This is a genomic window from Nocardia sp. NPDC058058 (genome assembly GCF_042885355.1).
Lineage (GTDB): Bacteria > Actinomycetota > Actinomycetes > Mycobacteriales > Mycobacteriaceae > Nocardia.
The window spans coordinates 977494-1001707 of sequence record NZ_JBHVSA010000003.1 but is presented as its reverse complement, the minus strand read 5'-3'; the positions used below and the strand labels follow the sequence as shown (position 1 = coordinate 1001707).

Sequence of the window (24214 nt, the reverse complement as noted above, 5' to 3'; positions counted from 1 at the left end):
CCTTGCCGCTCATACGGTGACCTGAGGCCGTCCAGAACGCGGCACATATGCCGGGCACACATAGGGCGATTCGATCCCGGTTCCGGCGCGATACCGTCCGCCACAGACAAGAAGGTCCACAACCGATGCGTTCCAAGATGATTCGATGGCTAGGGCTGGCAGCCCTGTGCTTTGCCGAGTTGCTCGTGTTCCTGGACAACACCATCGTCAATGTCGCGCTGCCGAAGATTTCATTGGATTTGAATGCCGGCACCTCCGGTTTGCAGCTGGTGGTGGACATGTACACACTCGTATTCGCCGGCCTACTTCTGACCGGCGGGTACCTGGGTGATCGCTTCGGCCGCAAGAGCGTGCTCCTGATCGGAATCACGGGTTTCGCGGTGGTGTCCGCGCTCGCGGCGATATCGCAGGACCTGGGGCAATTGATCGCCGCACGAGCGGGCTTGGGACTGTTTGCCGCACTTGTATTTCCAGCCACCCTCGCCATCGTGGTGATCCTGTTCGACGACCTCCGCGAACGCGCGATCGCGGTAGCGACGTGGGCCGCGGTGGCCGGAGTCGCCGCGGCGATCGGCCCGGTAGTCGGCGGTTGGCTGCTCGACCACTACTCGTGGAGTTCGATCTTCTGGATCAATGTTCCCGCCGGTGCCATCGCCCTGGTCGCGGTCGCGGCGCTTATTCCGCCCAGTAGAAATCCCGACGCCGGACGCTTCGATCTCGGCGGCATGGCGCTGTCGATGGCCGGCATCTCGATCGTCGTCTACAGCGTGATCGAGGCCCCGAACCACGGCTGGCTGACCACCCGCACCATCGGCGGAATCGTGTTCGGCGCAGCGGTTATCGCGGCCTACGTGGTCTGGGAGAGTCGATTTCCATCGCCACTGTTCGACATCCGCCTCTTCCGCGACCGAAACTTCGCCGCGGCGGCACTGCTGCTGACATTCGGCATGTTCGCGCTCATGGGATTCGTATTTCTGATGACTCAATATTTCCAAGGCATCAAAGAGTTTTCGCCTTGGGAAACCGGCCTCCGAACACTGCCCTTCGCCATCGCGATGACGGTATTCGCCGGACCGAGTATGTGGTTGGGATCGAAGCTCGGAGCGGGTCGTACCGCCGTGCTCGGATCGCTGGTCATGGGCTCGGCCTTCTGGCTGACCCTGCGGTACGACGCCATCACCTCGTACTGGGGCGTGATCGTGCCCGTCATGGTCACGCTGGCCGCAGGGGTGTCGCTGGTCGCGGGACCAGCGACCTTGATGGTGCTCAACGAGCTCTCAACCGGGCAGGTCGGTGCGGGGTCCGCGGTGAACGATACGAGTCGCGAACTCGGCGGGACTTTGGGAGTCGCCGTACTCGGCTCGATTCTCGCCTCGGTCTACTCCGGGAAGATAGCCACCGATTCAGCCGATATCCCGTTGCCGCAGACCGCACGCGATGCGGCGGCGAACTCCATGCTGGCGGGGGTTCAGGCCGCTCGATCCGTTCCGGGTCCCGCCGGCGCCCAACTCGGCGATGTCGTCAAAGATGCCTTCCTCCAAGGCTTTCACACCGCAGCCCTTGCCGCCGGAGGTGTTGCGGCAGTAGCCGCTATCGCTGGCTGGCTGCTACTCCGGCCCAGCGCAGGCGGCGAATCATGAGATGTCCCGAGGATTCGGCGAGACCGCGCTTCTCGACTGCGGCGCGATATGGGAAAACCTTGGCGCGTTGCCCGTAAAACGCACCGTATCCGTTCTATCCCAGAGCTCCATGCCAGCGGTCGCGGAGTGACAGTTACGAATACAACGCTCGACCGCATGTCGCACCTGCGCATCCAGGTTAAGCGTATCCATCTCCGATCGAATTCCGAGTACTGCCGCCCTGTTGTCTTCAACGCGAGATTCGATCAACTTCCTGACTTCGGCAACAGCATCCTCCAAATTCAGGCCCGAGTGACGCCGAAGCACGGTGACCAGATTAATAGGATCTTCCGAGACCGTTTCGACGGAAAGGGAATGGAGATCATTTATCCAGCACATGATATCCGCCGTGGTCGCGATTATTTCCTGATAAGACGGGCCGAAGTACAAGGCGTCGGGAATGACAGCTCGTTCGGCAATTTCCGTGAGATCGACGGTGGGCAGAACCGTGGACGCATCCCGGCGCAACCGCGCATACTCCGCGAGTGAGGGCGTCGTTGCGCTATAGCGGAACACGTTTTCCCTCGCATGTCCCACCAGCCATATCTCGAGATTCAATGCGAATCGACGAGCCGCGTCCGAATTCTGCCGCGGAAAAGTCCGACCGCACAGGTTCTCCAGTGCCGCGATGACCGGCGGATTGTCACCATTGCGCCGTGGGCGCCGATGGACGACATCGAGGGCCGCGTACCGGAGCGCATCGTATTCACCGACGTTGTCCGTCATCATCGCAAGATCTTGTAAGTCATCGAAGGTGAAGAAGAGTGTGATCCATTCGACGAGCAGTACAAGATCGACAAAAGCCGCAGTCGGGCACCAGTACGAGGCGAACCGACCGTACCCGAGGGTGTCGAATCGCGATTGCGAGTCATCATCGGGGAGAAGCTCGAATCGAGTCGCCCAGGTCCGCGCATAGCATTGCGCCCTGGTTCCACCCGGATGCCTGCGGGGCCGAAAAGGAAGAATGATCTCCATCTGCTGAAGTTCGCGTTCGTTCATGTTCAGGACCCAGATTCACTCTAAGCGAGGCCGCCGCCCCCTCAGGTGGTCGGGTCCTCGTTGTGGGACGAACCGCACGCAACCCCGTCGTTGCGGCCCGCTCTCAATGATAACGACATTCAGGACAAATTCCGCGAATTTGCTCGGTTGCGAAGCCCCGAAGTCGATCAAGCGATCGGAACATACCTTCAAGTCGGAACGATATGTTCGCTCAAGTCCGCGAAACATTGTTGCTAGCCGGTGCGCGGTGGGAGAATGCCACCGTGGAGCAACCCGTCGTCGGAGCCATCGAGGTCTCGTCTTCACCAACCCTCGCACCCCAGCGAGCCTTCGAGCAGTGGGAGGCGGTAATGGCCGACGCGGTGGCTCCGTCGGTAATCGAACCGCTCGCCGAAGGCCCCTGGCGCGGCCATTTGAGCAGCGCACAATTCGACAGCTTCGCAGTCTCACGGATGCAGGCCAGTGCACAGCGCGCACTACGCACCGGACGGCATGTCGCCCGCTCGAACGAAGAGTTCCTGCTGGTCAATATCATGCTGGAGGGAACCAACTGGACCGAGCAGGGCGGCCGGATCGCGGTCTCGACCCCGGGCACGATCACCTTCTTCGACAGCGGACTCCCGCTCGAAAGCCACACCAGCAACAACAGCGTTTCCGCGATGGTGCGCGCTCCCATGCAACTGGTGCTCGACCATGCCGGACTCAACCGTGATCAGTTGCCCACTGCCGCAGCGATTCCCGCGACCGGCGGACTCGGCGTGATCGCCGGCTTCTTCCGCGGTCTGGCGGAGTTGCCGACCGGCGAGGTCGACAACGCCGTCGCCGTGCTCGCCAGCGATGCTCCGGGGATGCTCGCCTCCGCAGTACTGCTGACCATCGGAAAACCGGCACTGTCCTACTCGGACACACAAACACTGCGGCAGCAGGTAATTTCCCACGTCCGCAAGCACTTCATGAACCCGGAACTCACCGTCGACGAGATAGCACGGGCGTGCCTTATCTCGCGGCGCACCCTGTATCGGGTGTGCGACGGCTTCGGCGGGCCGGGGTCGATCCTTCGGCGCATCCGAATAGAGCATGCGAGGAGGCTGTTGCGGTCCGATCCGCGACGCGCCTTGACCGGCGTTGCCGCGGCCTGCGGATTCTCCACCGATCGGCATTTTTACCGCGCCTTCAAGGAAGAAACCGGCCTCACGCCAGGGCAGTTCCGCGACCAGCAACATTGCAAAACGTCAGTTCTTCATGATTCGGACCGTATCGAACCCGCGGAGAACAAAACTATTCTTGCCGGCAACGCCGCACCATAGCGAAATCCTTTGGTGCGATGAGAGTTTCGGATCGGCACACTCTCCTTCAGGGATGTGACAAGGCCAGGGCGACCGTGGTCGTGCGTGGTGCGTGAACCCGGAGCCGGACTCTGAGAGCGTCGGATGAAATCGAATCCTCAACCCCGGCCGGTACATGCCATCGACGCGATCGCCGAGGCACACCGGTCGACGTGGAGCTGGTTGCTCGACAGTGGACTCGTCACGAGGGCCGCCACCCGCGAGCGCCTCGAGCGCGACTGTCCGGCGTGGTGCGCGGCAATCCGCTATCCGCACACAGACGGAATCTCCCTCGCAACCCAATCTCGCTATGTCGCATGGACTTTCGCGCTCGATGAAGAGTTGACGCACGGCGAGTCGGCTCGCGACCCGGCCACCTGCCGGGCCACGGTCGAGGCCATCCTGGCCAACCGCTGCGATCGGGCATCGGCGAACCCGCTGGCCACCGCGTGGGGGAACCTGTGGCAGGACCTCTCGTCGGGGCGTTCGAATGATTGGCGATCAACGTTCACGACCGGTATGACGACATGGCTGTGGGATGCCTATTCCACCGTTGTCGCCAATAGGTCCGCTCGAGGTGCACGCTGTATCCGTAGCCACTCCCCCGTCTATCAGATCAATCTGGTCGATCTCTGCGAAGTCAATGACGACCACGATGTCCTCACCGAGATACGCACGTTGCCCAGTTTCATAAGGCTTCGCACATCGGCCGCGACATATCTACAACTGCTGAATCATCGACGCTTCCTTGATCACTCGCGTTATCCGGAATCGAATTCCTCAGATATCACCGACCCCTACGAAGTTCCGCCCAGTCATCCCATATCCAGCCTAGGGTCGACCATCGGCGTGTGTATGCGAGAGATATATCTTGCACGAGAGGCACTTCCGAAAGACCTGGCGGTCATACCCGTTCCAGAAACGCAATGGATAACTTCCCTGGTCGCCGCCGACAATATAGCCAATCTCGCGATAGGGAATCTCTACTACTACTTCAACTTTCAAGTCGGCATTGATCAGCGACGGTAGGTAACGCGCCATTCCACTGCGGTTTCCTCGCCGACTTCGCCCACAAGTAGCTGTCCGCCGCCGATCAGGCGCTTCTCGATCACATTCCCAGGGTCACTCCACGGTGTAGCTGGAGGGCCCTCGGTCGTTACCCCTTCGATATCCCAGTCGACCTCTCCCGCCAACGAGCCTGAGGGAGAATGAATTTCTCGGCGGGCAACACAGGAGGACACCTCCGAGGACCAAGGGCGTTGTGCTGGCACAGAGCCACATCGAATCGAGCGCCGCCGATCATGGAGCCATCACGACATCACCGTTCTCGATTGCCCCTCGTACTCCGGGTTGAATTCGCCGCTCGGCCGCGCGCGAGAACATCCTCTACCACCCTCGTCAATGCATGTATCGAGGGAAGATTTACCAGCTAGGAGAGCCAATGAACTCGCAGGCTCACATGAGTGAAATCTTGGCGGCAGTCCAGCGCCTGCCACATGAGTCAGTCGTCCCGAGTCCACAAATGGATCATGTTCGGAAGCAGGTGCTTCGATGGGCACGCCAGTACGGTCTCGATGCCGACGGGCATTTCGAGCAAACATGTTGCTGGAGTTGCGCTGCATATGCGCTACCGGGAGCACCCGCCGTGGTTATCGAGTTGGCAGCGAAGCTGATCGGCTGGATGTTCGTCTTCGATGACGAGTACGGGGAAGGCACCGATCCGACCGCGGCCATGGAGATCTTCGACGGGTGTGAGCAGATTCTTCGCCATGGCGGCACGCCGGGCAAGAACGCATACCTCATGGCGCTGAAGGACTTCCGCGACCAATGCGGCCGACTCGCCAGTGAGGCCTGGATGGACCGATTCGCGACGAGTATGACGCTCTTCTTCCACGGCTGCCTGTTCGAAATGCCCTATCGGCAAACGGCTCTCGTACCCTCCCCTCGCGCCTACCGGTACCTCAGAACACTCAGCATCGGCCTGTTCCCTCCCTTCGACCTGCTCGAGCTCGCGTGGGGAGAGATCCAGGACTCGCATGTGCGACTGTTCCGAGAGGTACGTCAGACGAGTGCCGTGTTGTGCGCGATCGTCAACGATCTGTATTCGGTTGCGAAAGAGGAAGACTCGCTGAACTTCGTGACGGTCATGAGTGCTGATCGGAGTCTGGAATCCGTACTGGAGGACAGCGTCGCGATGTACACACACCTGCTCGCCCAGCAGGACGACCAGATTCGAGCCCTCCTCTCGCTGACGGAACTGACTCCGGCCGAACGCAAAATCGCCCGCAGCCTGCGGGCGTGGGTGCACGGCAACTACGCGTGGACCAAACTGTGCGCCCGCTACAAACTTCCGACAGCCGTCTAGCTCGCTGCGATCCGAGCGCTCAGGGGTGATGGCCGGCGGTGAGATCCTCGATTTCTCCGGTGAAGACGACTTACGATGTGGCGCAGGCGGCCTCGAGAGTGTCGAACAGTGGGAGCACCTCGTCCATGCCTGCCACCTCGATCAGTCGGCGTACCGGCATGGACGCCACGATCCTGAGTTCGGTGTCCGGGACCGGCTCGGACTCTCCCAGCAGCGCGCTGATACCGACCGAACCGCAGAATCCGACTCCGGCCATGTCCACCACGAGCACCGCGGGGTGCTCGGACAATGCCTCAGCCAGTGCGGTACCGAACCGCGGCGAACTCACCAGGTCGATTTCACCGTCAACTTTCAACACCGAAATCGAGCCCACACGTTGCAGCGACGTCGTCAACGCGGTTGCCGATGCGCTCATCGCCCCTCCCCAGCCGACAGCACGACACCACGGTCGGCGTTCATGAATTCGCGGCGGTGACACTCGGAGCACAGCGGCGTGTGACCTACCGGCCCGACACCCGTGCTGCCCATTTCACTACCTCCGACGTCGTGGGATCTTGCGCTCACGTAGCCTACCCGGCTACAGCGAAAGCCCCGCGTTTCGGACCACTGTCGCATCGATTCACCTCGTGTGCTCAGTGGGCGCGGTAGAGCAGCAGTGCGATATCGTCCTCGCCGGGACCGACACTGTTCAGCCGAGCGCAAATATGGTCGACGGCGGCCTCGGGATTCAGTTCCGCCGACTCCGCCAAGGCGCGACCGGCTTCGTCGATACCGGTATCGACCGGTTCCCGTCGGCGTTCGACCAGACCATCGGTGTACAGCAAGAGCGTCGAGCGTGCGGCCAGGGCGGTGATGGCCTCCCGCCGAATCAGCTTCGCGCGCACCGCCAATGGTGGCGACTGCGCCTGGTCGAGGCGGTGCACCGTACCGTCGGCCGCCGCGAGCAGCGCGGGCAAATGACCGGCGCTGGCGTATCGCACCTCACCGGTCACCGCGTCGATCACGGCGCAGAACACGGTGGCGCAGTAGGCACCGGTGACAGTCGCGGCGAAGCGATCCAGGGCGCTGAGCACACGCGCGGGGGCGTTGCCTTCCAGCAGCAAAGCTCGTGCAGCACTGCGCAATTGACCCATCGCCGTCGCGGCGGCCAGCCCGTGTCCCACCACGTCGCCGACGACGAGACCAAATCTACTGTGCGGCAACTCCACTACGTCGTACCAGTCGCCACCGACCTCGAGCGTGGCGGTGGACGGCTCGTATCGGACGGCGAATCCCACCGGAAGGTCGAGCGGGCCGAGAATCGCGCGTTGCAGCGCGAGCGCGATCTGTCGTTGCTCCTCGAGGGCCCGCGCCCGCGCCAGGGCTCGTTGAAAATGACCCGTGAGCTGAAGCAGTAGCGCGCGGTCATCGACGGAGAACGGGTACGGGCGGTCGAACTCGAGCCAGACCGCCGCGTGCTCGGCGCCGTCGTACAGCGGCGCCGCGATCGACATGATCGGTTCGCCCGGCTTCATCGTCGCTGACATGGGAACGGTGAAAAGGCTTCCCGCACGCAGGATTTCGGTTGCACTTTGCCCCGGCGACGCCACGGTGCCGAGAGCGTCCGGATCGGTGGTCGCCATGACCGTGAACGGGTCGGCACTCCCGTCCCGCATCGCCAGCAGCGATGCACGACCGGCCTGCCAACACCGTCGCAGCTCGCGCAGACCCACCGCGATCACCTGACGACTATCGTCGACTCCGGCAAACGCGGCAGTCAGCCGTGCCACGGCGGCATCACGCTCGGTGGCGAGCTGTTGCGCGGTGACATCACGCAGCGTGCCGACGAACAGGGTGTCGTGCCCGGACTCGTCGCGCAGCGAATCGACAACGGCATCCACCCACAGCCGATGTCCGTCGCGGTGGCGCAGCGGGACAACGAATCGGCCTCGCCCCTCCGCCCGAACCCGGGTCACCGCCGCCCGCACCATTGCCAAGCCCGCCGGATCGTTCTCGGCCGTCGGCCACCACGGGTGCGGGGTGGCCGACGGAAGATTCGACGACTCGTATCCGAGCAGTTCGGTGAATCCGGCATTGATCTCGAACACGGTGAGATCCGGTCCGGCGACGAAGAACCCGTCCCGCATCGCATTGACAAGCGTTGTGCGCCAAATCGATTCGTGGTTTCGCAACCGCGCCAGATTCAGATTGGAGCGCACCCGTGCCAGCAGGTCGGTGGACGTGAACGGTTTGGTGAGATAGTCGTCCGCACCCGCTGCCAACCCTGCCGCGGCCGAATCCTCACCGGCGCGCGCGGACAGGAAGATGACCGGGATGCGGGCTGTGCTCGGGTCGGCCCGCAGCTCACGCAGCAGCGCCAAACCGTCCATTCGAGGCATCATGATGTCGGTGAGCACCAGATCGGGCCCGATGTCCCGGGCCGCCGCGAGCGCCTCGAGGCCGTCCGTGGCAAGAGTGACGGAGTACCGGGGTGCGAGCAGACCTGAAAGATAGGCTCGCAGATCGGCGTTGTCCTCGGCGATCAGGACGCTGCCACCTTCAGCCGCCAGAGCCGGTGCGGGACCTTCCGCCGCACTCCACTGCAATGCCTCGGCGAGATAGTCCTGTACGGCACTGCTGGGCGGAGTATCGAAGGCTCGCTCGGGGGTGAGGTGCGCCGGGAATTCAACCGTGAACACGCTGCCACGCCCGAGTTCACTTGTGACGGTGGCTGTTCCGCCGTGCAGCGCCGCCAGCTCACTGACCAGAGCCAGCCCGATCCCCGAGCCTTCGTGCGAACGCCCGCCGGAATTGCGGACCTGCCGGAACCGTTCGAAGATATGCGGGAGTTCGTCCGCCGGTATGCCTATGCCGGTATCGCGGACGGTGAGCTCGACCGTCGCACCGACCCGGACCCCGATCTCGATTTCGCCATCGACGGTGAACTTCACCGCGTTCGAGAGCAGGTTCAGCACGATGCGCTCCCAATGCACGGGATCGACGAGCACGGTCGGCGAGCCCGGCACGGACTTCACGACGAAGTCCACACCGGCACGAGAAACCGCCGGCGCGAACGATTCCGCGATACCCCGGGTCAGCGCACCCAGATCCACGCCGACCGGTTCGAACCGCAAACCCTGCCGCGATTCGATACGGCTGAAATCCAGCAGGGTGTCGACCATCCGGCGCAGTCGGCCGACGTTGCGCCGCGCCATATCGATGCGCGTGCGCTGATCGGGTGCCAGTGGTTGCCGTTCATCTGCGACCGAATCGTCCAGGGGACCGGCGATCAATGTCAGCGGGGTACGCAGCTCGTGGCTGATGCCGGTGAAGAAGTCCGTTTTGGCACGGTCCAGCGCCGCCAATTCCTCGGTACGGCGGAGTCGGGCAGCCTGCACCTCCGCATCGCCGATCGCGGTGGACACATGATCGGCGACCAGGTTCAGAAAACTCCGGTAGGCGGCGTCGAAGACCAGGTCGTCCACGACCCCGCACACCAGCACGCCATACGCGTGCTTACCCACAGCTGAACCGAGCGGCAGTGCGACGGCACCGGCCCGCGCTTCATGATCATCGTGCTCGAACCCTGAAAGGCGCTGTCCTGTAAGGGTTCTGCCGGTTCCCGTCAGCAGCGCCTGCCAGATCCAGTCGTATCCGGTACTCGCGCTCACGGTCGGCGGCAGCCGGAGTCGCACCGGTGCGGCCGCTCCGAAGGAAGCCACCAGCGCGGCCTCGACTCCCGAGTCGTCCATGAGGTAGATCGCGCCGAAAGCGAGGTCCTCCGGGCAATCCGCCAGCACCGACGCGGCCGTACGGCACGCCTCGTCTACGGCGACGATCTCTGCGGACCGGCTCTCCCCCAGCGTCTGCAGTGTGGCCATGCGCCGCGCGTTCAGCACCTGGTCGGTGGTCTCGGTGACGACGGTGAATACCCCTCCGGCCACACCCGAAGCGACCGGGATCGCACTGTAGGCGAAGGTGAAATACACCGTCTCGTCGAATCCGTACCGGTGAATCGTCATGGGCAGGTTCTGGTGATGAGTCGAGCGGCCGTGCTCCAGCACATCGATGATCATGTCGCCCACCACGGTCCACGCATCGGACCAGACCTCGGCGCAGGGTTCCCCCAGCGCGGGATGCTTTGCGCCCAGGATGGGCACGAACGCGTCGTTGTAGATCATCGCCAAGTCCGGTCCCCACATGATCAGCATGGGGAATGGCGAGTTCGCGCAGATGCCGACCGCGGTGCGCAACTCGGCGGGCCACTGCGTTACCGGGCCGAGAGCTGTTTTTTCCCAGTCGGTTTCGATCATCAATCGACCCACATCGCTGTCCGCTTCGATCGGCAGCAATTCGGCGGGGAACCGCGCGGGTGGTGAGCGGCGCGGATCGGCCTGCGCCGGCCGAGCACCATCGAACTGGCCATTGGTCATGTACGCCGCTCCTCAACCATTCGCACAATCGTCCCATGGCCTGCCAGCCGCCGAGGTGAACACCCGGCCGCCGAGTCGGGCAGCTCTACCTCTGACCGACGGGCTACTTCTGCACTGTGCGGGCGAGGATTCCGAGGGTGGCTCGAAGTGCAGACTCGGGGATGATCGGGAAGATGGCCGCTTCCCGATAGCGCGGCGCGATCTTGCTCCAGTCGTAGTACGAGGTCACCAGTGTGCCGACGTCGCTCGCCTCCAAGCGGTAGCCATACAGGTGCTCGATCGGCGGCTGAATGGTGCCCGAGATCGTCCATTCGATCCGGCGGTCCTGCTCGAACTCGGTGATGATCACGGTCACGTCGTACTTGCCCATCGGAAGGTCATTGAGCGACTCCCGATCCATATGAACGATGAATTCGTCGCCGACGCCGGTGACCGGCTTTCCCTCCGCCGATTGCAACATTCCCGAACTGTCGATCGCCACATGCCCTTCGGGCGAGCACAGTAGCGCGAAAATCTCCGAGGGTGACGCGCTGATCTGCCGCTGAACTTCGAACCGTTCTACCGTCATGTCCCCCACCCTCGCACACCGCGCACTGACGCGGCCGCACGCCTCGGGCCGATCCCAGCTCATCCGCCAGCTGCCGATGAGCTGGGATACAGACCGCGGCAAAGCGATTCAGCGTATACGAGCAATTCGGTTGGAGGCGCACAGCTGGGCGGCCCGCATTCGCCGCCCCGGAGTACTGTCGTTCGGATGGAGGTCGCCACCGCCTGTCACACACCGAACGGCCATATCGCAATCGTTTACGACGCCGACCATGATCTCGTGGAGAAGGTTGGCGCAGTACTGGCAACCGGATTGGCCGCCGACGCCGCAGTGCTGGTTATCGCTACCGAATCGCACCGAAATGCCTTGGTGCGGCGACTCGGTGAGTACGACATCGATCTGCGCACCGCGACTGCTACCGGCAGATTTCGATGTCTCGATGCCGCTGAGACCCTGTCGCGATTGATGGTGGACGGTGCACTGGATCGGAATCGCTTCGCCGAAGTTATCGGTGGAGCGATCACGCAAGCCGGTGAAGGCGCCCGGCCCGTGCGGATATTCGGGGAAATGGTGGACCTGCTCTGGGCCGCGGGCGACGTGAACGGCGCTTTCGAACTCGAAGCCCTCTGGAACGAAATCAGCGGCGACCATACGCTTTCACTCTGTTGCGCCTACCCGCGGACAATGCTCGCCCGAACCGGCGATCTCGCACTCGCACAACAGGTGTGCGTCCACCACTCATCCGTGATCGCTCCCGGCGGCTACCTATCCGGCACCGCATCGGCGAACCTCTCGGAACATCACTTGGACACCATCTACCCGCCGGTCCCGGAGGCCGTCCCCGCCGCCCGGCGTTTGGTGACCGATCAACTCCAGGCGTGGGGCCACCCCGCGCAATTCGTGGACGACGCCGCGCTGGTCGTCTCGGAGCTGGTGGCCAACGCGGTCATCCACGCCGGCACCATGTTTCGAGTATCGATCACTCGATCCGACACCTCGGTGACGATCACCACCGAAGACCTGAGCTCCAACCAGCCGGCACTCAATCCACACCGCGCCCGTACTTCCACCGGTGGCCGGGGACTACTACTCATCGCCGCGATCAGCAGCCGCTGGGGAATCGATCCGGTACCGCACGGCAAACGCGTCTGGAGCGAAATCGCCTGCACCCCTGTCCAGCAATGAGCTCTCGCCCTTGGTAGCCGAGCCTCGGATTCGTTCGCGCCCACCGGCCCAGTTACTCGGAATCGGTGGTCTCGAACTTGACCGGTATCGAGCAGGTGGCGGAGCCGACAACGAAGGTGACGACTGACGGTTCCGGCGAGGCGTTCGCACTGGCCCTCACCTCGATGTAGAGCTCCGGTTTCGACGCCGAGTCAATCGTGACGGCATCGAAAGACAAGGTGTCCTCGCGGGAGTCGGTGCCCGACGGGTAACTGGTCTCGTTGTTGTCCATCAGCTCGCTGCGACTGAAGCTCAGACCCGATTCGGGACCGATCCCGACAACCACACGCACCGTGCCGACCCCGGCGTCGTCGATGGGCAGCACGCGCACACCCGCACGCACCGGCTCACCACCCGGGACCACGGTGATCTGCTCCGCGCTGGGTTCGATCGTGAATGGATGGTTGAGGTCGCCGGTGAGTCCAGTCGCGCCCATGTTCTGCTCCTGACCTTGGTTCATTCGATGAACATCGGTCGATTACCCCGGGCCGGACGTCCTATTCAGCGCCCGGCCGCCGCCGATGACCATCTCAGGACACGGCCTGCTCGAGCAGATCGTCGAGTTCGGCCACCGCTACGCCGGTCGTTCGGAAGCGTTGCTGGTACTTGCGTGGCGAAATGCCCACTCGGGCAATGAATGCCCGGCGCAGCGCCTCGCTGTTGCCATAACCGGCGGCGATCGCGGCCTCGGTCACCGTATGTCCGCCGTGCAGGAGATCACGGGCGGTGCAGAAGCGTACGAAGGCAACGTATTCGGCGGGGGCGTGTTCGAGTTCGGTGCGGAACAGCCGGGTCAGGTGCCGCGGGCTCACCTGCGCGTACGCGGCGAGGGTTTGCACGGTGTGCGGGTGGGCCGGGTTCGAACAGATCAGATCCACCACTCGCCGCACGAGGGTACTGCGGGGTATCGGCCCGTTGAGCGAGGCCGAGAACTGCGATTGTCCACCGGCGCGCTGCATATAGACCACCAGTGACTGCGCCACCCGGCGGGCCACATTGGCTCCGTGGTCCTCCTCCACCAGTGCCAGTGCCAGATCGACCCCGGCGGCCACTCCCGCTGAGCTGTACAGGTTTCCGTCGCGCACGAAGATGGCGTCGGCCTCTACGTTCACCTTCGGGTACCGGTGGGCGAGTTCGCGGGTGAACTTCCAATGGGTGCTCGCCCGTCTGCCGTCGAGCAGCCCGAGCTCGGCCAGCACGAACGCGCCGCTGCAGATCGAGGTCAGTCGGCGGGTCCGAGTGGACAACGAACACGCCGCTGCCAGAACCTCATCGGTGACGAATCGTGCGGGTGGCAGCTCACTGCCGGGTACCACGATGGTGTCGAAGTATCCGGAGTCCGCGGCCGCGTGATTGACCTCGATCCTCGAGCCGATCGAGGTCTGCACGGGACGACCATCCGGGGAGAGCAGCACGACTTCATAGTCGGGGACGGTCTGATTGGCCTCGACGAACACTTCGGCGGGTCCGGCGAAATCGAGCAGTTTGACACCGTCGAAGACCAGGAACCCGATGCGCTTGCGCGGCTTTCCGACATTTGAGGACATGGCAACCATTATTATGGAGGCGTCCCTCCATAATCAAGGCGGGCCCGGCGTCGTCACACCACGATTGGTACGGTGAGCCCATGGGACGGCCACGACGGTTCGACGAATCGGCACTGCTCGACGCCGCGATCGAACAGTTCTGGTCCAAGGGTTTCGACAACACCTCGGTGGAGGACATCTCCGCCATCGCCGGCATCGGCAACGGCAGCATCTACGCCGCCTACGGCAATAAGCGCGGACTGTTCCTGGCCGCCTTCGACCGGTACTGCGATCGTCGGGCCGCGTTCATCCGCGACACCGTGCTCACCGCCCCCGGCTCCGCGCGCGCCGCGATGCGGACACTGCTGCACGCGGTCATCGCGGACTGCGCCGCGCAACCGGGACGACGTGGGTGCTTGATGATCAACGGTGTCGCCGCATTGGCCGGACGCGTGCCCGAGGTCGCCGATACGGCCGCCAAAACCACTGCGGCCATGGAACATAGCGTCGCGGAGCGACTTCGCCGAACCGCCACCGATCATGACGACGCCACCATCGAGGCGCTCAGCGCCCACGTCATTCTGGTGGCGCAGGGCCTGATCCTGTCGAGCCGTCATGGCGCCGACGTAGACCAATTGCACGGTATCGCCGAAATCTCACTGGCCACACTGCCTCCGGCGTGGGCAGACCGGGCCGTTCAGTCGGCCGATACCGAGGCTGCGCTCTCGCGCTGACCGTTCTCGCGGTACACCCCGATCGGGTCGGGACTGTTCTCCGTGCACGAATTCCGCTGCGGCCGCGTCTGTTCGACTGTGCGCCCCACATCACACCCCGCGATCTCCGGCCGGAGTACGTGGCGGAAATTGCGGGATTCGTGGCGCGCAGAGGGGGGCGCACGCTCCGGGAAACGCGCAGACTGGTTCGGAGCTCATCGTTGAGAAGCTCTGTGGTCCAACAGGTTCCAGCTGTCACCCCAAGCCCTCGGGCAATGCATCCGGTATTCGATCAGAAGGAGTCCCACATGCCTGTCATCACGACATCGGACGGCGTCGAGATCTACTACAAGGACTGGGGAACCGGGCAACCCATCGTCTTCAGTCACGGCTGGCCGCTGTCCTCGGACGACTGGGACGCGCAGCTGATGTTCTTCCTGGCCAACGGTTTCCGGGTCATCGCGCACGACCGGCGCGGACATGGACGTTCGGCTCAGGTCGCCGACGGCCACGATATGGACCACTACGCCGACGATCTGGCCGCGGTCGTGAACCACCTCGATCTGCGGGACGCGGTGCATATCGGCCACTCCACCGGCGGCGGCGAGGTCGTTCGCTACCTCTCGCGGCACGGACAGGACCGCGCGGCCAAGGCCGTGTTGATCAGCGCGGTCCCGCCGATCATGGCCAAGACCGCCGATAACCCGGGCGGACTGGACAAGTCGGTGTTCGACGGCATCCAGGAACAGGTTGCCACCAACCGGTCCGATTTCTTCCGCACGTTCGCCGAGGGTCCGTTCTACGGCTACAACCGGCCCGGCGCACAACCGTCGGAGGGAGTGATCGCCAACTGGTGGCGCCAGGGCATGGCGGGCGGGGCCAAGGCCCACTACGACGGGGTTGTCGCGTTCTCCCAGACCGACTTCACCGAAGAACTCACCAAGATCACCATCCCCACCCTCGTCCTGCACGGCGAGGACGATCAGGTGGTCCCGATCGCGGACAGCGCCATCCGCTCTGCCGAGCTGCTCCCCAACAGCACGTTGAAGACCTATCCCGGTTTCCCGCACGGAATGCCGACCACCGAGGCCGCCACCATCAACGCCGATCTGCTGGCCTTCATTCAGTCCTGAGCAACGAGTTCGATGATCGCTCGCGGCTGCCAGGGCAGTGGGCCGCTGGGGAAGGTGAATTGCACCAGGCGGTGAGTTGCGGCCGCTTCGAAATGGCAGGTGAACGGCGGCAGGAAGCTCGAGACCACCTTGTCCAGCAGCGCGTTGATATGGCTGAAGCTGGGCCGCAGGTTCACCTGCCAGACGTCCATCGAGCCCGCGGGCACCGTGATGGTCATGCGCTTGTCCACCTTCGCTTCCAGCGGCCAGGAGATCGAGAAGGCAAGCCACAGATCGTGTTTCGATTTCGCGCCGCGCCGGAAGTCCAGACCGCGCAGCAGGGTCAATCCGCCCAGTAGCGGCATGACCCCGGGTGGGAACGGGGCGATCTTCCCGCCGAACTGAATGTGTTGCGTGTCAAGGAAATAGCCCTCTTCACGGGACACCATGCGGCCTTGGTAGTAGGAGGCGGCCTGGTAGCTCTCGGCCTCGATGCGGCCGTGCACTCGGCGGATACGCTGTTCGACCTTGGCACGGAAGGCCTCGTCCGAACCGACCTCGAGAGATGAGATGTAGCAGTCACCGTCGTGCTCGACCACGGCGGTGACCGGATTACCCGTGGGACTGTCGGTGAGCCGAATTCGATAGTGGGACTTTTCGCCATCGGTGATGCCGGGGTCGCGGAAGGGGCTGGCCATGGCAATCCTTGTCGTCGGGACCGGGCCGCCACGGGCCCGGTACAACCATTCAGCTAATAGCGGGGATGAACAGAGTTACAACTGCGCGGTCTCGGCTCGGACCGCATCGGCCGTATGTTCCTTGGCCCACTGCACCGTGCACCAGGCGATCAAGTAGGTCGCCCACGTCACCGGACCGATTCCCGGAATGTAGAACGAGATGAAGCCGTTGGCGGCGTTGAACGGTCCGTAGAGCGTCGTGACGCCGAGAATGGCCGGGAACTGCGTCAGCACTCCGAGCACCGCGAGCCAACTCAGCCATGTGGGGAATACACCTGCGCGACGGCCTATTACGGCGACGGCGATGATGTTGGGAATCCACAGCGGACCCAGCATGCCGCCCGCCGCGAAGGCCTGGACGTGCAGGACGTGGAGCAGTTCATCGGAAATGTGCCCGTAGAGCACAATTGGCGCGGCCGCGAAGCTGACGTACATGAGAATCGCTGTGACAAACGCGATGTCGCTCACGATCGCGATCCACGAGAGCACATGATTCTTGCTGGTGTCGATGCTCCAGAAATACGAGGCGGTCGCGCCGACGATGGCCAGAAACGGGATCGCCGCGGTGCCCAGGACGATCATCCCGATCTTGCCGACGAGTTGATATTTGCGATAAAGGTCCACAGTGCCTTGCTGTTCCCAACTTTCGGGAAAAACGTAGGCGATGATCAGGGCGGCGGCGATACCGCCGATCACCAGCGTTATGGCGATCAGCACGTACACGAGCCGTGCGACCGAGGGTTTGGCCAGCCACGACGCGAGTCGGTTCAGCACAGCGGCGAACCATGAGGACGATGAGCGTTGCGGGACAACAGCGGTGTGAGACATCGACATTCCTTGATCCGTGGCGGGCTATCGGGTGCGCGGGCGGGCCGGGGATGACGGCAGATACTGGACCGCTTTTCGGGCCGTGCCTTCGGCGAGTGACATCGTGGGAATCGCGCAGATTCGCCGCAGCAGCCCGGGTGAGATCCGATGCAGGACCCACGCCGCGGTGGCATCGAAGTTGACCGGCACGATGGCGAGATCGAAGCGGATCGCGAGTTGCACCGCGCGCGCCACCAGATCCGGGGAGGCCAGTCCGAAGCGATCCTGGATCGATTGGAAATCCGCGCGCACCGATTCGGTGGTGTCCGCGTCGGAGGTGACCAGCGTCGCGTGGGTGGCCAACTGGGTCCGGGTAGCGCCGGGGCAGATGGCGCTGACACCGATGTTCTTGGGACCCAGTTCAGTTCGCAATGACTCGGTGATCATCAGCGCGGCGGCTTTCGAGGTGGAATACGAGACCGCGACACGGTTCGGCGTCCACGCGGCTCCCGAGACAATGACCACGATATGACCCGGCCGCCCGCTCGCCAGCATCTTCGATCCCACGATCTTGCTGCCGTGAATGACGCCGTAGACGTTGATGGACATCACTCGGTCCCAGTCCTGCGGCGTCTGATCCATGAACGCGCCGCCGACCGCGATGCCCGCGTTGTTCACCAGGATGTCGGGGACACCGAAGCGGTCGATGATTTCATCGGTGAGCGTCTCCCACCGTGCGGGGTCGCGCACATCGAGTTCGTATGCGTGGCAGTCACCTTCGGCGAGAGTGGTCGTCTCCTTGGCCGCGGGTAGGTCGATGTCGGTGGCGATCACTATGTCGCCCGCCGCGGCCTGGCGCAGCGCGATCGCGCGGCCGATGCCGCTGCCCGCGCCGGTCACCAGCACCACTCGACCGTGTTTGTTCGCTACCGGTCCGGTAAATGGAAGTCTCATCGTTGAGTCCCTTGTCGATCGATTGTCTTGTCCGACAGGTCAATCCGCCACGGCCACACGGGCCGCTATCGAATTCGCGGACCGCCCATTGCCGTTCGCGCGCGTGGTGGGCAGCGCGCGGAAGGTGTAGTCCTGCCGCGGATCGAATCGTTCGCTGTGGTTCCACAGCGAATTCCGGAATCCCCGGGAGGGGCGCAAGATTGGCACTTCGCCGCGCGCGTTGGAGAAGTAGCTGCGCACATTGTGTCGCTTGACCTGGCGTTCGACCAGGTACTCCTGTGCGACCAAGGTGAACGGGCTGGTGACCATCATCTGATGCCAGGCGTCGTGCGCGGCCTGGGTCACCTCCACGATCTCGGCGCCCTGCGCGCGTGCCTCGGTGAGGACTCGCGCGACGTGTAGCCCGGCGGTCTCGCTCATGCTGACGAAGGTCACGCCGTTCCAGCCGTACGGTCCGTAGATGGACCATCGGTTCGGCAAGCCGGGGATGGCGACACCGGCATAGGCCTGCATGCCGTTGGCGCGGTAGAACTCACCCAGGTCCACCCCGTCACGGCCGCTGACCGTGCCGACCGGGAAGGATTCGGGTTCGGAGGCGACGCTGAAGCCGGTCGCCAGCACGATCATGTCGTAGGCGTGGTCCACACCGTCGGTCGTTCGGATTCCGCGCTCGGTGAATCGCTCGATCGGTGTGGTGAGCAGATTTCCGTTGTCGCGGTTGAAGGATTGCAGGAAACCGCGCCCGAAGGTCGGCATGTTAGCCATCAGTCCGTGCCGGGGAACCAGGGCCGCACGGACTTCCGGATCCTTGACCTGGAAGCGCAGGTACGCGCGATAGGCCGCGCGCAACGCATTCTCGAATTTCTCGATCGCGGCGAGTGTGACGCGTTTCGGCAGCCGCTCGGCCGCAACGACCACGGCTTGATACACATACCAATTGGCCATGTACGCCACGGTGTGGAAGCGCCGCGACCGCAGCAGCGCGCGTCCCAGACGGCCGAAGGCGAAGTCCGGCTTGGGGCCGCACCAGGTGGCGGTGCGCTGGTACACATCCAGCTGGGCCACCTCGGAAACGATCGACGGCACGATCTGCATCGAGCTGGCTCCCGTGCCGATCACCGCCACTCGCTTGCCGCGATAGTCGTAGTCGTGGTCCCATCCGGCCGAGAGCATCACCTTCCCGGCGAACTTCTCCACATCGGGGATGCCCGAGTTCGAGCGCGGCTCGAGGAAGTATCCGGTGGCGTTGAGCACATAGCGCGCCGTCAGGGTCGTGCCATCGTCCAAATACATTGTCCAGAAGCCGGTTTCGTCGTCCCACACTTCACGTTCGACCGAGACGCCGAACCGGGCACGCTCGTACAGCCCGTGTTCACGCGCCACCCGCTGGCAGTACTCGCGCACCTCGCCGCCGGTCGCGAACATTCGAGACCAACTGTTCGGCGCGAAGGTGAACTCATACGAGGTCGAGGGCACGTCGAGCGCGACACCGGGATAGGTATTCGCGATCCACGTACCGCTGAAATCGCTTCTGCGATCAATGATTACGAAGTCGTCGATACCGGCACGCTGCAGTTGGCAGCCCGCCCCGATGCCGCTCACACCCGCACCGACCACCACGACTTCGAACTGAGGCTGAACCCTTGCAGCCGTTGGGTTTTCAACGTTCTTGCTCAAAGGATGACTCCTCACTCGATGATCGCCGGATGGTCGGCGATCGGACGTGCTCCCCGGCCGATTCCCCCGGGCGTGGCGTGGCGGCCGGTACGTCGCCGTCACTGTCTCAGATAGTTGCAGATTTCGGATATGCTGGCAATCCAGCTGGCAAATAAATCTGAATAACGATAATATTTGAAGAGCTGATCCGACTGCGCCACGTGGAGGTTGCGACTCGATGCGGGCTACACGAACTGGTAAGCGGCCGAATGCCACCGAGCCCCAACCAGTTTCGACTGGTTGGGGCTCGCGATTGCTGGTTCTTTACTTCACGTCGGTGGGGTCGACCAGTGCGGCACCCGCAGTGTTGATCTACTCGAGGGCGCCGAGCGGCGGGTGCTCGAGCACCTGAGGTTTGTACTCGACCAACTGGATACGGCCATCGAAGGTGCGGTGCTCGATCATCTCGAGGGCGACATCGGGATAGCCGTCGTAGATGCGTTCCGAGCCCGTGGCACCGGTGATCACCGGGAACATCACCACCCGGAATCGGTCGACGAGTCCGGCTCGAAGCAGGGACCGGCACAGGCTCAGACTGCCGATCGTGGTCAGGAGCCCGGAGCCGGTCGATTTCATCGCGCGCACCGCTTCGATCGCGTCTTCGCGCACGAGCGTGGAGTTGGCCCACGCCAACGGCCCCTCGAGCGACGAGGAGAACACCACCTTGGGCGCTTTCGTGAGCTCATCGACGGACGCCTCTTCTTCGGGCCTGAACTCATCCTGGCCCGAGGGGACCTCGCCGGCGGCAAAGCCCGACATCAGCCGGTAGGTGTTCGCTCCCATCAGATGTGTGGCCGCGGGCTGCGCACCAAGCCACGCGAGGTATTCAGGACCCTCGAGGCCCCAGAATCCGGGCCATCCCTCCCCTGAGGCGTAACCGTCGAGCGAGGTAATGAAGTCAACGAGAAGCTCCGACATAGCGATGTCCTTTCCTCGGGTGTCACAAGCTCTGACTGACCGGGAGCCGCAAACTCATCGGCGATCACTGTGCCACTCGCCCTCGAACGGGCAGTTGATGTTTGTCGAATCGACTCTGTCCAGCTCGGTCCACGCGCCATGCGACATCATGAGGCATCCGGTGGTCGGAACTGTGCGATGTAGGCGCGGGCGCGTGGCCGAGGGTCCTGTATGAATTCTGCAGGGCTGCGGTGCCAATGACGGGCACAGAGCTCGTCCAGATCCATTGCGATCGGCCGTGAGTGATAGTCGGCATCGGGCTCGGCCGCCCTACTCACCTCGAGCAATTCGGTCAGCGGTGTCCATCCGCTGTGGTCGAAAGCCCAGGTGCCATCGCTGGCGTAGACGTGGCTCGGATCAGCAGCGAGGTGCGGCCACAACCCGAATACGTTGAAGCGGCCAGGATGCTGCTCGAGGAATACGTAGGCCAGGATGTGACACGCGCCGGCGGCGAAGAACCATTGGTCGTGTCGATACCAGGCAAGGTGTTGGTCGAATCGTTCCAACGGCGTGCGCCGGAACACCGCGCAGGGGACGTACATCTACCCAGCGTGATCGACGTACGCCGCGCTCGGCTCAAATCGACAGCGGCCAAGGAACTTTTACGGGCCCAACGCCGAAACGATTGCGGTGTCGCTGATTTCGAGCAGGCGGCGGCATGCTTTCGGGTCGGCGGCCTGTGCGTGTGGGTGACTCGGCCTGGTGCCGTCGAAGTACCGACCTGTGGTGTGCGACAGGCCCGGATCGCAGATCAGGCGGAGGGTCGCGTCCGCGCCTTCGGTGAGAGTGCTGAGTGGTGTCACACCGGCGTCCCGCACCATGGTTGTCGGCATGAGGGTGGCCGGGTGCAGGGCGTTCGCGGTGACACCGGTTCCGGCGAGTTCCTCGGCGTACTCGATGGTCGCCATGATCATTGCCAGCTTGGAGCGGCAGTAGGCGGTGTATGCGTCGTAGCCGGTCTCCGGGGTTGGATCATCGAGGTTGATCTCGCGCTGCCCGGCGGAGGCTACGTTCACCACCCGTGCCGGAGCCGAGGCCCGCAACAGCGGGAGCAGGCGCCGCGTCAGCCGATATGAGGCCAGATGGTTGACCGCCCAGAGTAATTCGTTGCCGTCGGCGCTGAGTTCGCGTTTCCCGTCCGATCGGCCGCCGGTGCCGGCATTGTTCACCAGCACATCCAATCGTGAAGTGCGGGCGATGATCTCGTCGGCCAGCCGGTCCACCTCTGTGAGCCGCGACAGGTCGGCCAGGATGATCAGTGGCGCGTGGCCGCCTGCGGCTGTTACCTGGGCGGCGACCGCTGCGGCCCGATCGGGGTTGCGGCCGTGCAGGATCAGCCGGGTGCCCGCTGCGCCGAGCCGCATCGCGAGTTCGCGGCCGAGGCCGTCCGTGGCACCGGTGATCAGCACGGTGCGATCTACCATGTGATCGATATCGTTGTCGCTCATAGCGTTTCCTTGAAGTGTCATTTCCCGTCCTCGGTCCGGATGCTGACCGAAGTGGCGGTCAGGTCGAGCGCGACGTGCGTGCCGAGAGGCGTGTGTGCGACGCGCGGCTCGCCGGTGACCGGCATCGGCATGCCGTTCACGGTGACCTCGACCCAGCGGACGATCACGTCGCCGTCGTGCCGCGAATGACGAACAACCTTGACATCACAGGGGATCGACTCGGTCATCGACGAATCCACGTTGGCGGCGGAGCCTGCGATTCGAATCGAAGTCACTGCATTGACTCCGCCGTGGCGACGAGCGTGGCTCGGCCCAGGATGTGCCCGGCGATCATGAACCCGAGCAGAGCCGGCGTGGAGTCAGACGCGATGCCGATGTCCTCCACATCCAGAGCGTGCACGGTGACGAAATAGCGGTGCCTACCGTGTCCGGCCGGCGGGGCCGCACCGATGTATCGAGGGAGGCGTGCGTCGTTCGGCAGCTGAAAGGAGCCGACCGGCAAGCCGTTGCCCGCGTCGTCCCCGGCACCCTCGGGAAGCGTCGTGGTCGTGGCCGGAATGTTGGCCACAGCCCAGTGCCAGAACCCGGAGCCGGTGGGGGCATCGGGGTCGTACACGGTGACGGCGTAGCTCTTGGTACCCGCTGGGGCACCAGTCCAATTCAGCTGCGGGGAAACGTCTTTGCCGCCGGGAGCGCCGGAGGACCACTGCGCGGGTGACCAGGCGGCACCGTCGCTCACCGTGGTGCTGGTGACCGTGAATGCGGCTGCTTCGGGGAGGCGGGCGAAGGGGTCGTTTGCGCTCATGGTGTGGCGCCTTTCGAGTCGTACTGGATGGCAAGATCGACGATAGCACCAATAATCGATTATTTGCCAAATCATCTATGATCGAGCGATGACCCGGACAACCCCAACCCCGCCGGCGAAGCAGATGCTTTCCGAGCAGGTCTACGCACAACTGCGGAACGCGATCATGCGCGGCGAGTACGCACCCGGTGACGCGCTCAAGCCGCAGGATCTAGCCGGGCAACACGGTGTGAGCCTGGCCGTGGTGCGCGAGGCGCTGGTGCGGCTGGTCGGCGAGGGCCTGGCCGAACGGCTGACCAATCGCGGTTTCGCGGTCCCAGCCTTTTCCGCTCACCGCTGGCAACAGATCGGCGAGGCCCGCCGGACCATCGAACCGGTCCTGCTGCGCATGTCGATCGAACGTGGTGACGTCAACTGGGAAGGCGACGTACGAGCCGCCCACCACCGCTTGGCGCGCACACCGGCATTCACCTTGGAAGAAGGCGAGTACTACACCGAAGAATGGGCCGAGGCCCACCGGGTATTCCATCGCACACTCCTGGAGGGGTGCGGAAACCCGGTGCTACTGGAGACCTTCGACCGCCTGTGGGTCTCGAGCGAGCTGGCTCGCCGCCTATCCGCACACCGCAACCCCGAGCGCGACGGCATCGACGAACATCGCCGATTGGAGGAGGCCGCGCTGGCCCGTGACACCGACACCGCCGTCGACATCCTCACTCAGCACCTCACCCAGACAACGGCCGCGCTGAAAGAGCACCAAGGCTGACTCGCTACTGACGAACAGACTCGATTCGTCAGTAGCGAGCGTTCGGCCAGCCCGGATAGCCACGGGCAGTTCATCTTCCGATTCACCGCGTCGCCGGTTCGGTCCGCGCGGTATCCGCCTTT

The 24214-nt window shown here is 63.7% G+C and carries 23 protein-coding genes; 8 read left to right on the top strand and 15 right to left on the bottom strand.

The window, feature by feature from the left end; genetic code table 11:
- Nucleotides 1-125 precede the first annotated feature (125 nt).
- Nucleotides 126-1640 (top strand): MFS transporter, encoded by a 1515-nt coding sequence (locus tag ACFVUS_RS28250; protein WP_387772837.1) that lies wholly within the window; start codon nt 126-128, stop codon nt 1638-1640.
- Here the strand turns inward: ACFVUS_RS28250 and ACFVUS_RS28245 are convergent.
- Nucleotides 1635-2678: a hypothetical protein gene (locus tag ACFVUS_RS28245; protein WP_387772834.1), complete on the bottom strand. Its 1044-nt coding sequence runs from the start codon at nt 2676-2678 to the stop codon at nt 1635-1637. The genes ACFVUS_RS28250 and ACFVUS_RS28245 overlap by 6 nt on opposite strands.
- A 263-nt stretch (nt 2679-2941) precedes the next feature.
- Between ACFVUS_RS28245 and ACFVUS_RS28240 the strand changes: the two genes are divergently transcribed.
- The 3 genes from ACFVUS_RS28240 (at nt 2942) to ACFVUS_RS28230 (ending at nt 6368) form a co-directional block, all read left to right on the top strand.
- Nucleotides 2942-3985, top strand: coding sequence for an AraC family transcriptional regulator (locus ACFVUS_RS28240; RefSeq protein WP_387772831.1), 1044 nt, complete (start codon nt 2942-2944; stop codon nt 3983-3985).
- A gap of 123 nt (nt 3986-4108) precedes the next feature.
- Nucleotides 4109-5032 (top strand): hypothetical protein, encoded by a 924-nt coding sequence (locus tag ACFVUS_RS28235; protein WP_387772828.1) that lies wholly within the window; start codon nt 4109-4111, stop codon nt 5030-5032.
- A gap of 412 nt (nt 5033-5444) precedes the next feature.
- On the top strand, nt 5445-6368 hold the full coding sequence (locus ACFVUS_RS28230; RefSeq protein WP_387772826.1) for a hypothetical protein: 924 nt from the start codon (nt 5445-5447) through the stop codon (nt 6366-6368).
- A gap of 70 nt (nt 6369-6438) precedes the next feature.
- Here ACFVUS_RS28230 and ACFVUS_RS28225 read toward each other — a convergent pair whose 3' ends face one another.
- The 3 genes from ACFVUS_RS28225 to ACFVUS_RS28215 all read right to left on the bottom strand — a co-directional run bounded on the left by ACFVUS_RS28225 (nt 6439) and on the right by ACFVUS_RS28215 (nt 11348).
- The gene (locus ACFVUS_RS28225) at nt 6439-6783 is read right to left on the bottom strand and encodes an STAS domain-containing protein (protein ID WP_387772823.1); all 345 of its coding nucleotides are present in this window, start codon (nt 6781-6783) and stop codon (nt 6439-6441) included.
- A 217-nt stretch (nt 6784-7000) separates the two neighbouring features.
- A complete protein-coding gene (locus ACFVUS_RS28220; RefSeq protein WP_387772820.1) occupies nt 7001-10780 on the bottom strand; it encodes a SpoIIE family protein phosphatase in 3780 nt (1259 codons plus the stop codon).
- Nucleotides 10781-10883: 103 nt separating this feature from the next.
- Nucleotides 10884-11348, bottom strand: a complete 465-nt coding sequence (locus tag ACFVUS_RS28215; RefSeq protein WP_387772817.1) for a polyketide cyclase — start codon at nt 11346-11348, stop codon at nt 10884-10886.
- Between the two features lie 186 nt (nt 11349-11534).
- On the opposite strand from ACFVUS_RS28215, the gene ACFVUS_RS28210 reads away from it, so the two are divergent.
- Nucleotides 11535-12512 (top strand): MEDS domain-containing protein, encoded by a 978-nt coding sequence (locus ACFVUS_RS28210; protein WP_387772814.1) that lies wholly within the window; start codon nt 11535-11537, stop codon nt 12510-12512.
- Nucleotides 12513-12564: 52 nt separating this feature from the next.
- Here the strand turns inward: ACFVUS_RS28210 and ACFVUS_RS28205 are convergent, their stop codons facing one another.
- Together ACFVUS_RS28205 and ACFVUS_RS28200 are read right to left on the bottom strand one after the other, a co-directional pair.
- The gene (locus ACFVUS_RS28205; RefSeq protein WP_387772811.1) at nt 12565-12987 is read right to left on the bottom strand and encodes a hypothetical protein; all 423 of its coding nucleotides are present in this window, start codon (nt 12985-12987) and stop codon (nt 12565-12567) included.
- Nucleotides 12988-13081: 94 nt separating this feature from the next.
- Entirely contained in the window at nt 13082-14098 is a 1017-nt protein-coding gene (locus ACFVUS_RS28200) for a GlxA family transcriptional regulator (RefSeq protein ID WP_387772808.1), read from the bottom strand.
- 80 nt (nt 14099-14178) lie between these two features.
- Here ACFVUS_RS28200 and ACFVUS_RS28195 point away from each other — a divergent pair, with 80 nt between their 5' ends.
- Both ACFVUS_RS28195 and ACFVUS_RS28190 read left to right on the top strand, forming a co-directional pair.
- Nucleotides 14179-14811 carry a TetR/AcrR family transcriptional regulator gene (locus ACFVUS_RS28195; RefSeq protein WP_387772805.1) on the top strand — a complete coding sequence of 211 codons (633 nt, stop codon included), beginning with the start codon at nt 14179-14181 and terminating at the stop codon, nt 14809-14811.
- Between the two features lie 287 nt (nt 14812-15098).
- Complete coding sequence (locus ACFVUS_RS28190) at nt 15099-15923, top strand: alpha/beta fold hydrolase (RefSeq protein WP_387772802.1); 825 nt, start codon at nt 15099-15101, stop codon at nt 15921-15923.
- On the opposite strand, the gene ACFVUS_RS28185 is transcribed toward ACFVUS_RS28190, so the two are convergent.
- The 9 genes from ACFVUS_RS28185 to ACFVUS_RS28145 form a co-directional block, all read right to left on the bottom strand.
- Entirely contained in the window at nt 15914-16600 is a 687-nt protein-coding gene (locus ACFVUS_RS28185) for a hypothetical protein (protein WP_387772799.1), read from the bottom strand. The two genes, ACFVUS_RS28190 and ACFVUS_RS28185, sit on opposite strands and share 10 nt — an antisense overlap.
- A 75-nt stretch (nt 16601-16675) precedes the next feature.
- Nucleotides 16676-17467, bottom strand: a complete 792-nt coding sequence (locus ACFVUS_RS28180) for a hypothetical protein (protein ID WP_387772796.1) — start codon at nt 17465-17467, stop codon at nt 16676-16678.
- Between the two features lie 24 nt (nt 17468-17491).
- On the bottom strand, nt 17492-18400 hold the full coding sequence (locus tag ACFVUS_RS28175) for an SDR family NAD(P)-dependent oxidoreductase (protein ID WP_387772793.1): 909 nt from the start codon (nt 18398-18400) through the stop codon (nt 17492-17494).
- 39 nt (nt 18401-18439) lie between these two features.
- Complete coding sequence (locus ACFVUS_RS28170; protein ID WP_387772790.1) at nt 18440-20077, bottom strand: flavin-containing monooxygenase; 1638 nt, start codon at nt 20075-20077, stop codon at nt 18440-18442.
- 351 nt (nt 20078-20428) lie between these two features.
- Nucleotides 20429-21034, bottom strand: a complete 606-nt coding sequence (locus ACFVUS_RS28165; RefSeq protein ID WP_387772787.1) for a dihydrofolate reductase family protein — start codon at nt 21032-21034, stop codon at nt 20429-20431.
- 146 nt (nt 21035-21180) lie between these two features.
- Nucleotides 21181-21615: a hypothetical protein gene (locus ACFVUS_RS28160; protein ID WP_387772784.1), complete on the bottom strand. Its 435-nt coding sequence runs from the start codon at nt 21613-21615 to the stop codon at nt 21181-21183.
- 60 nt (nt 21616-21675) lie between these two features.
- Nucleotides 21676-22521, bottom strand: a complete 846-nt coding sequence (locus ACFVUS_RS28155; RefSeq protein WP_387772781.1) for an SDR family NAD(P)-dependent oxidoreductase — start codon at nt 22519-22521, stop codon at nt 21676-21678.
- Between the two features lie 17 nt (nt 22522-22538).
- The gene (locus ACFVUS_RS28150) at nt 22539-22748 is read right to left on the bottom strand and encodes a hypothetical protein (RefSeq protein ID WP_387772778.1); all 210 of its coding nucleotides are present in this window, start codon (nt 22746-22748) and stop codon (nt 22539-22541) included.
- Nucleotides 22749-22792: 44 nt separating this feature from the next.
- Nucleotides 22793-23326, bottom strand: coding sequence for a YbhB/YbcL family Raf kinase inhibitor-like protein (locus ACFVUS_RS28145; RefSeq protein WP_387772775.1), 534 nt, complete (start codon nt 23324-23326; stop codon nt 22793-22795).
- A gap of 88 nt (nt 23327-23414) precedes the next feature.
- On the opposite strand from ACFVUS_RS28145, the gene ACFVUS_RS28140 reads away from it, so the two are divergent.
- Nucleotides 23415-24092 (top strand): GntR family transcriptional regulator, encoded by a 678-nt coding sequence (locus tag ACFVUS_RS28140; RefSeq protein WP_387772772.1) that lies wholly within the window; start codon nt 23415-23417, stop codon nt 24090-24092.
- The last annotated feature ends 122 nt before the right edge of the window (nt 24093-24214 follow it).

Bases quoted from the DNA above. Each gene is read 5' to 3' on its own strand.
- ACFVUS_RS28220 (WP_387772820.1), bottom strand. From the start codon at position 10,780: ATGACCAATGGCCAGTTCGATGGTGCTCGGCCGGCGCAGGCCGATCCG.
- ACFVUS_RS28155 (WP_387772781.1), bottom strand. From the start codon at position 22,521: ATGAGCGACAACGATATCGATCACATGGTAGATCGCACCGTGCTGATC.
- ACFVUS_RS28185 (WP_387772799.1), bottom strand. From the start codon at position 16,600: ATGGCCAGCCCCTTCCGCGACCCCGGCATCACCGATGGCGAAAAGTCC.
- ACFVUS_RS28165 (WP_387772787.1), bottom strand. From the start codon at position 21,034: ATGTCGGAGCTTCTCGTTGACTTCATTACCTCGCTCGACGGTTACGCC.
- ACFVUS_RS28230 (WP_387772826.1), top strand. From the start codon at position 5,445: ATGAACTCGCAGGCTCACATGAGTGAAATCTTGGCGGCAGTCCAGCGC.
- ACFVUS_RS28235 (WP_387772828.1), top strand. From the start codon at position 4,109: ATGAAATCGAATCCTCAACCCCGGCCGGTACATGCCATCGACGCGATC.
- ACFVUS_RS28210 (WP_387772814.1), top strand. From the start codon at position 11,535: ATGGAGGTCGCCACCGCCTGTCACACACCGAACGGCCATATCGCAATC.
- ACFVUS_RS28180 (WP_387772796.1), bottom strand. From the start codon at position 17,467: ATGTCTCACACCGCTGTTGTCCCGCAACGCTCATCGTCCTCATGGTTC.
- ACFVUS_RS28225 (WP_387772823.1), bottom strand. From the start codon at position 6,783: ATGAGCGCATCGGCAACCGCGTTGACGACGTCGCTGCAACGTGTGGGC.
- ACFVUS_RS28205 (WP_387772811.1), bottom strand. From the start codon at position 12,987: ATGGGCGCGACTGGACTCACCGGCGACCTCAACCATCCATTCACGATC.
- ACFVUS_RS28195 (WP_387772805.1), top strand. From the start codon at position 14,179: ATGGGACGGCCACGACGGTTCGACGAATCGGCACTGCTCGACGCCGCG.
- ACFVUS_RS28215 (WP_387772817.1), bottom strand. From the start codon at position 11,348: ATGACGGTAGAACGGTTCGAAGTTCAGCGGCAGATCAGCGCGTCACCC.
- ACFVUS_RS28245 (WP_387772834.1), bottom strand. From the start codon at position 2,678: ATGAACGAACGCGAACTTCAGCAGATGGAGATCATTCTTCCTTTTCGG.
- ACFVUS_RS28200 (WP_387772808.1), bottom strand. From the start codon at position 14,098: ATGTCCTCAAATGTCGGAAAGCCGCGCAAGCGCATCGGGTTCCTGGTC.
- ACFVUS_RS28250 (WP_387772837.1), top strand. From the start codon at position 126: ATGCGTTCCAAGATGATTCGATGGCTAGGGCTGGCAGCCCTGTGCTTT.
- ACFVUS_RS28150 (WP_387772778.1), bottom strand. From the start codon at position 22,748: ATGACCGAGTCGATCCCCTGTGATGTCAAGGTTGTTCGTCATTCGCGG.
- ACFVUS_RS28160 (WP_387772784.1), bottom strand. From the start codon at position 21,615: ATGTACGTCCCCTGCGCGGTGTTCCGGCGCACGCCGTTGGAACGATTC.
- ACFVUS_RS28190 (WP_387772802.1), top strand. From the start codon at position 15,099: ATGCCTGTCATCACGACATCGGACGGCGTCGAGATCTACTACAAGGAC.
- ACFVUS_RS28145 (WP_387772775.1), bottom strand. From the start codon at position 23,326: ATGAGCGCAAACGACCCCTTCGCCCGCCTCCCCGAAGCAGCCGCATTC.
- ACFVUS_RS28140 (WP_387772772.1), top strand. From the start codon at position 23,415: ATGACCCGGACAACCCCAACCCCGCCGGCGAAGCAGATGCTTTCCGAG.
- ACFVUS_RS28175 (WP_387772793.1), bottom strand. From the start codon at position 18,400: ATGAGACTTCCATTTACCGGACCGGTAGCGAACAAACACGGTCGAGTG.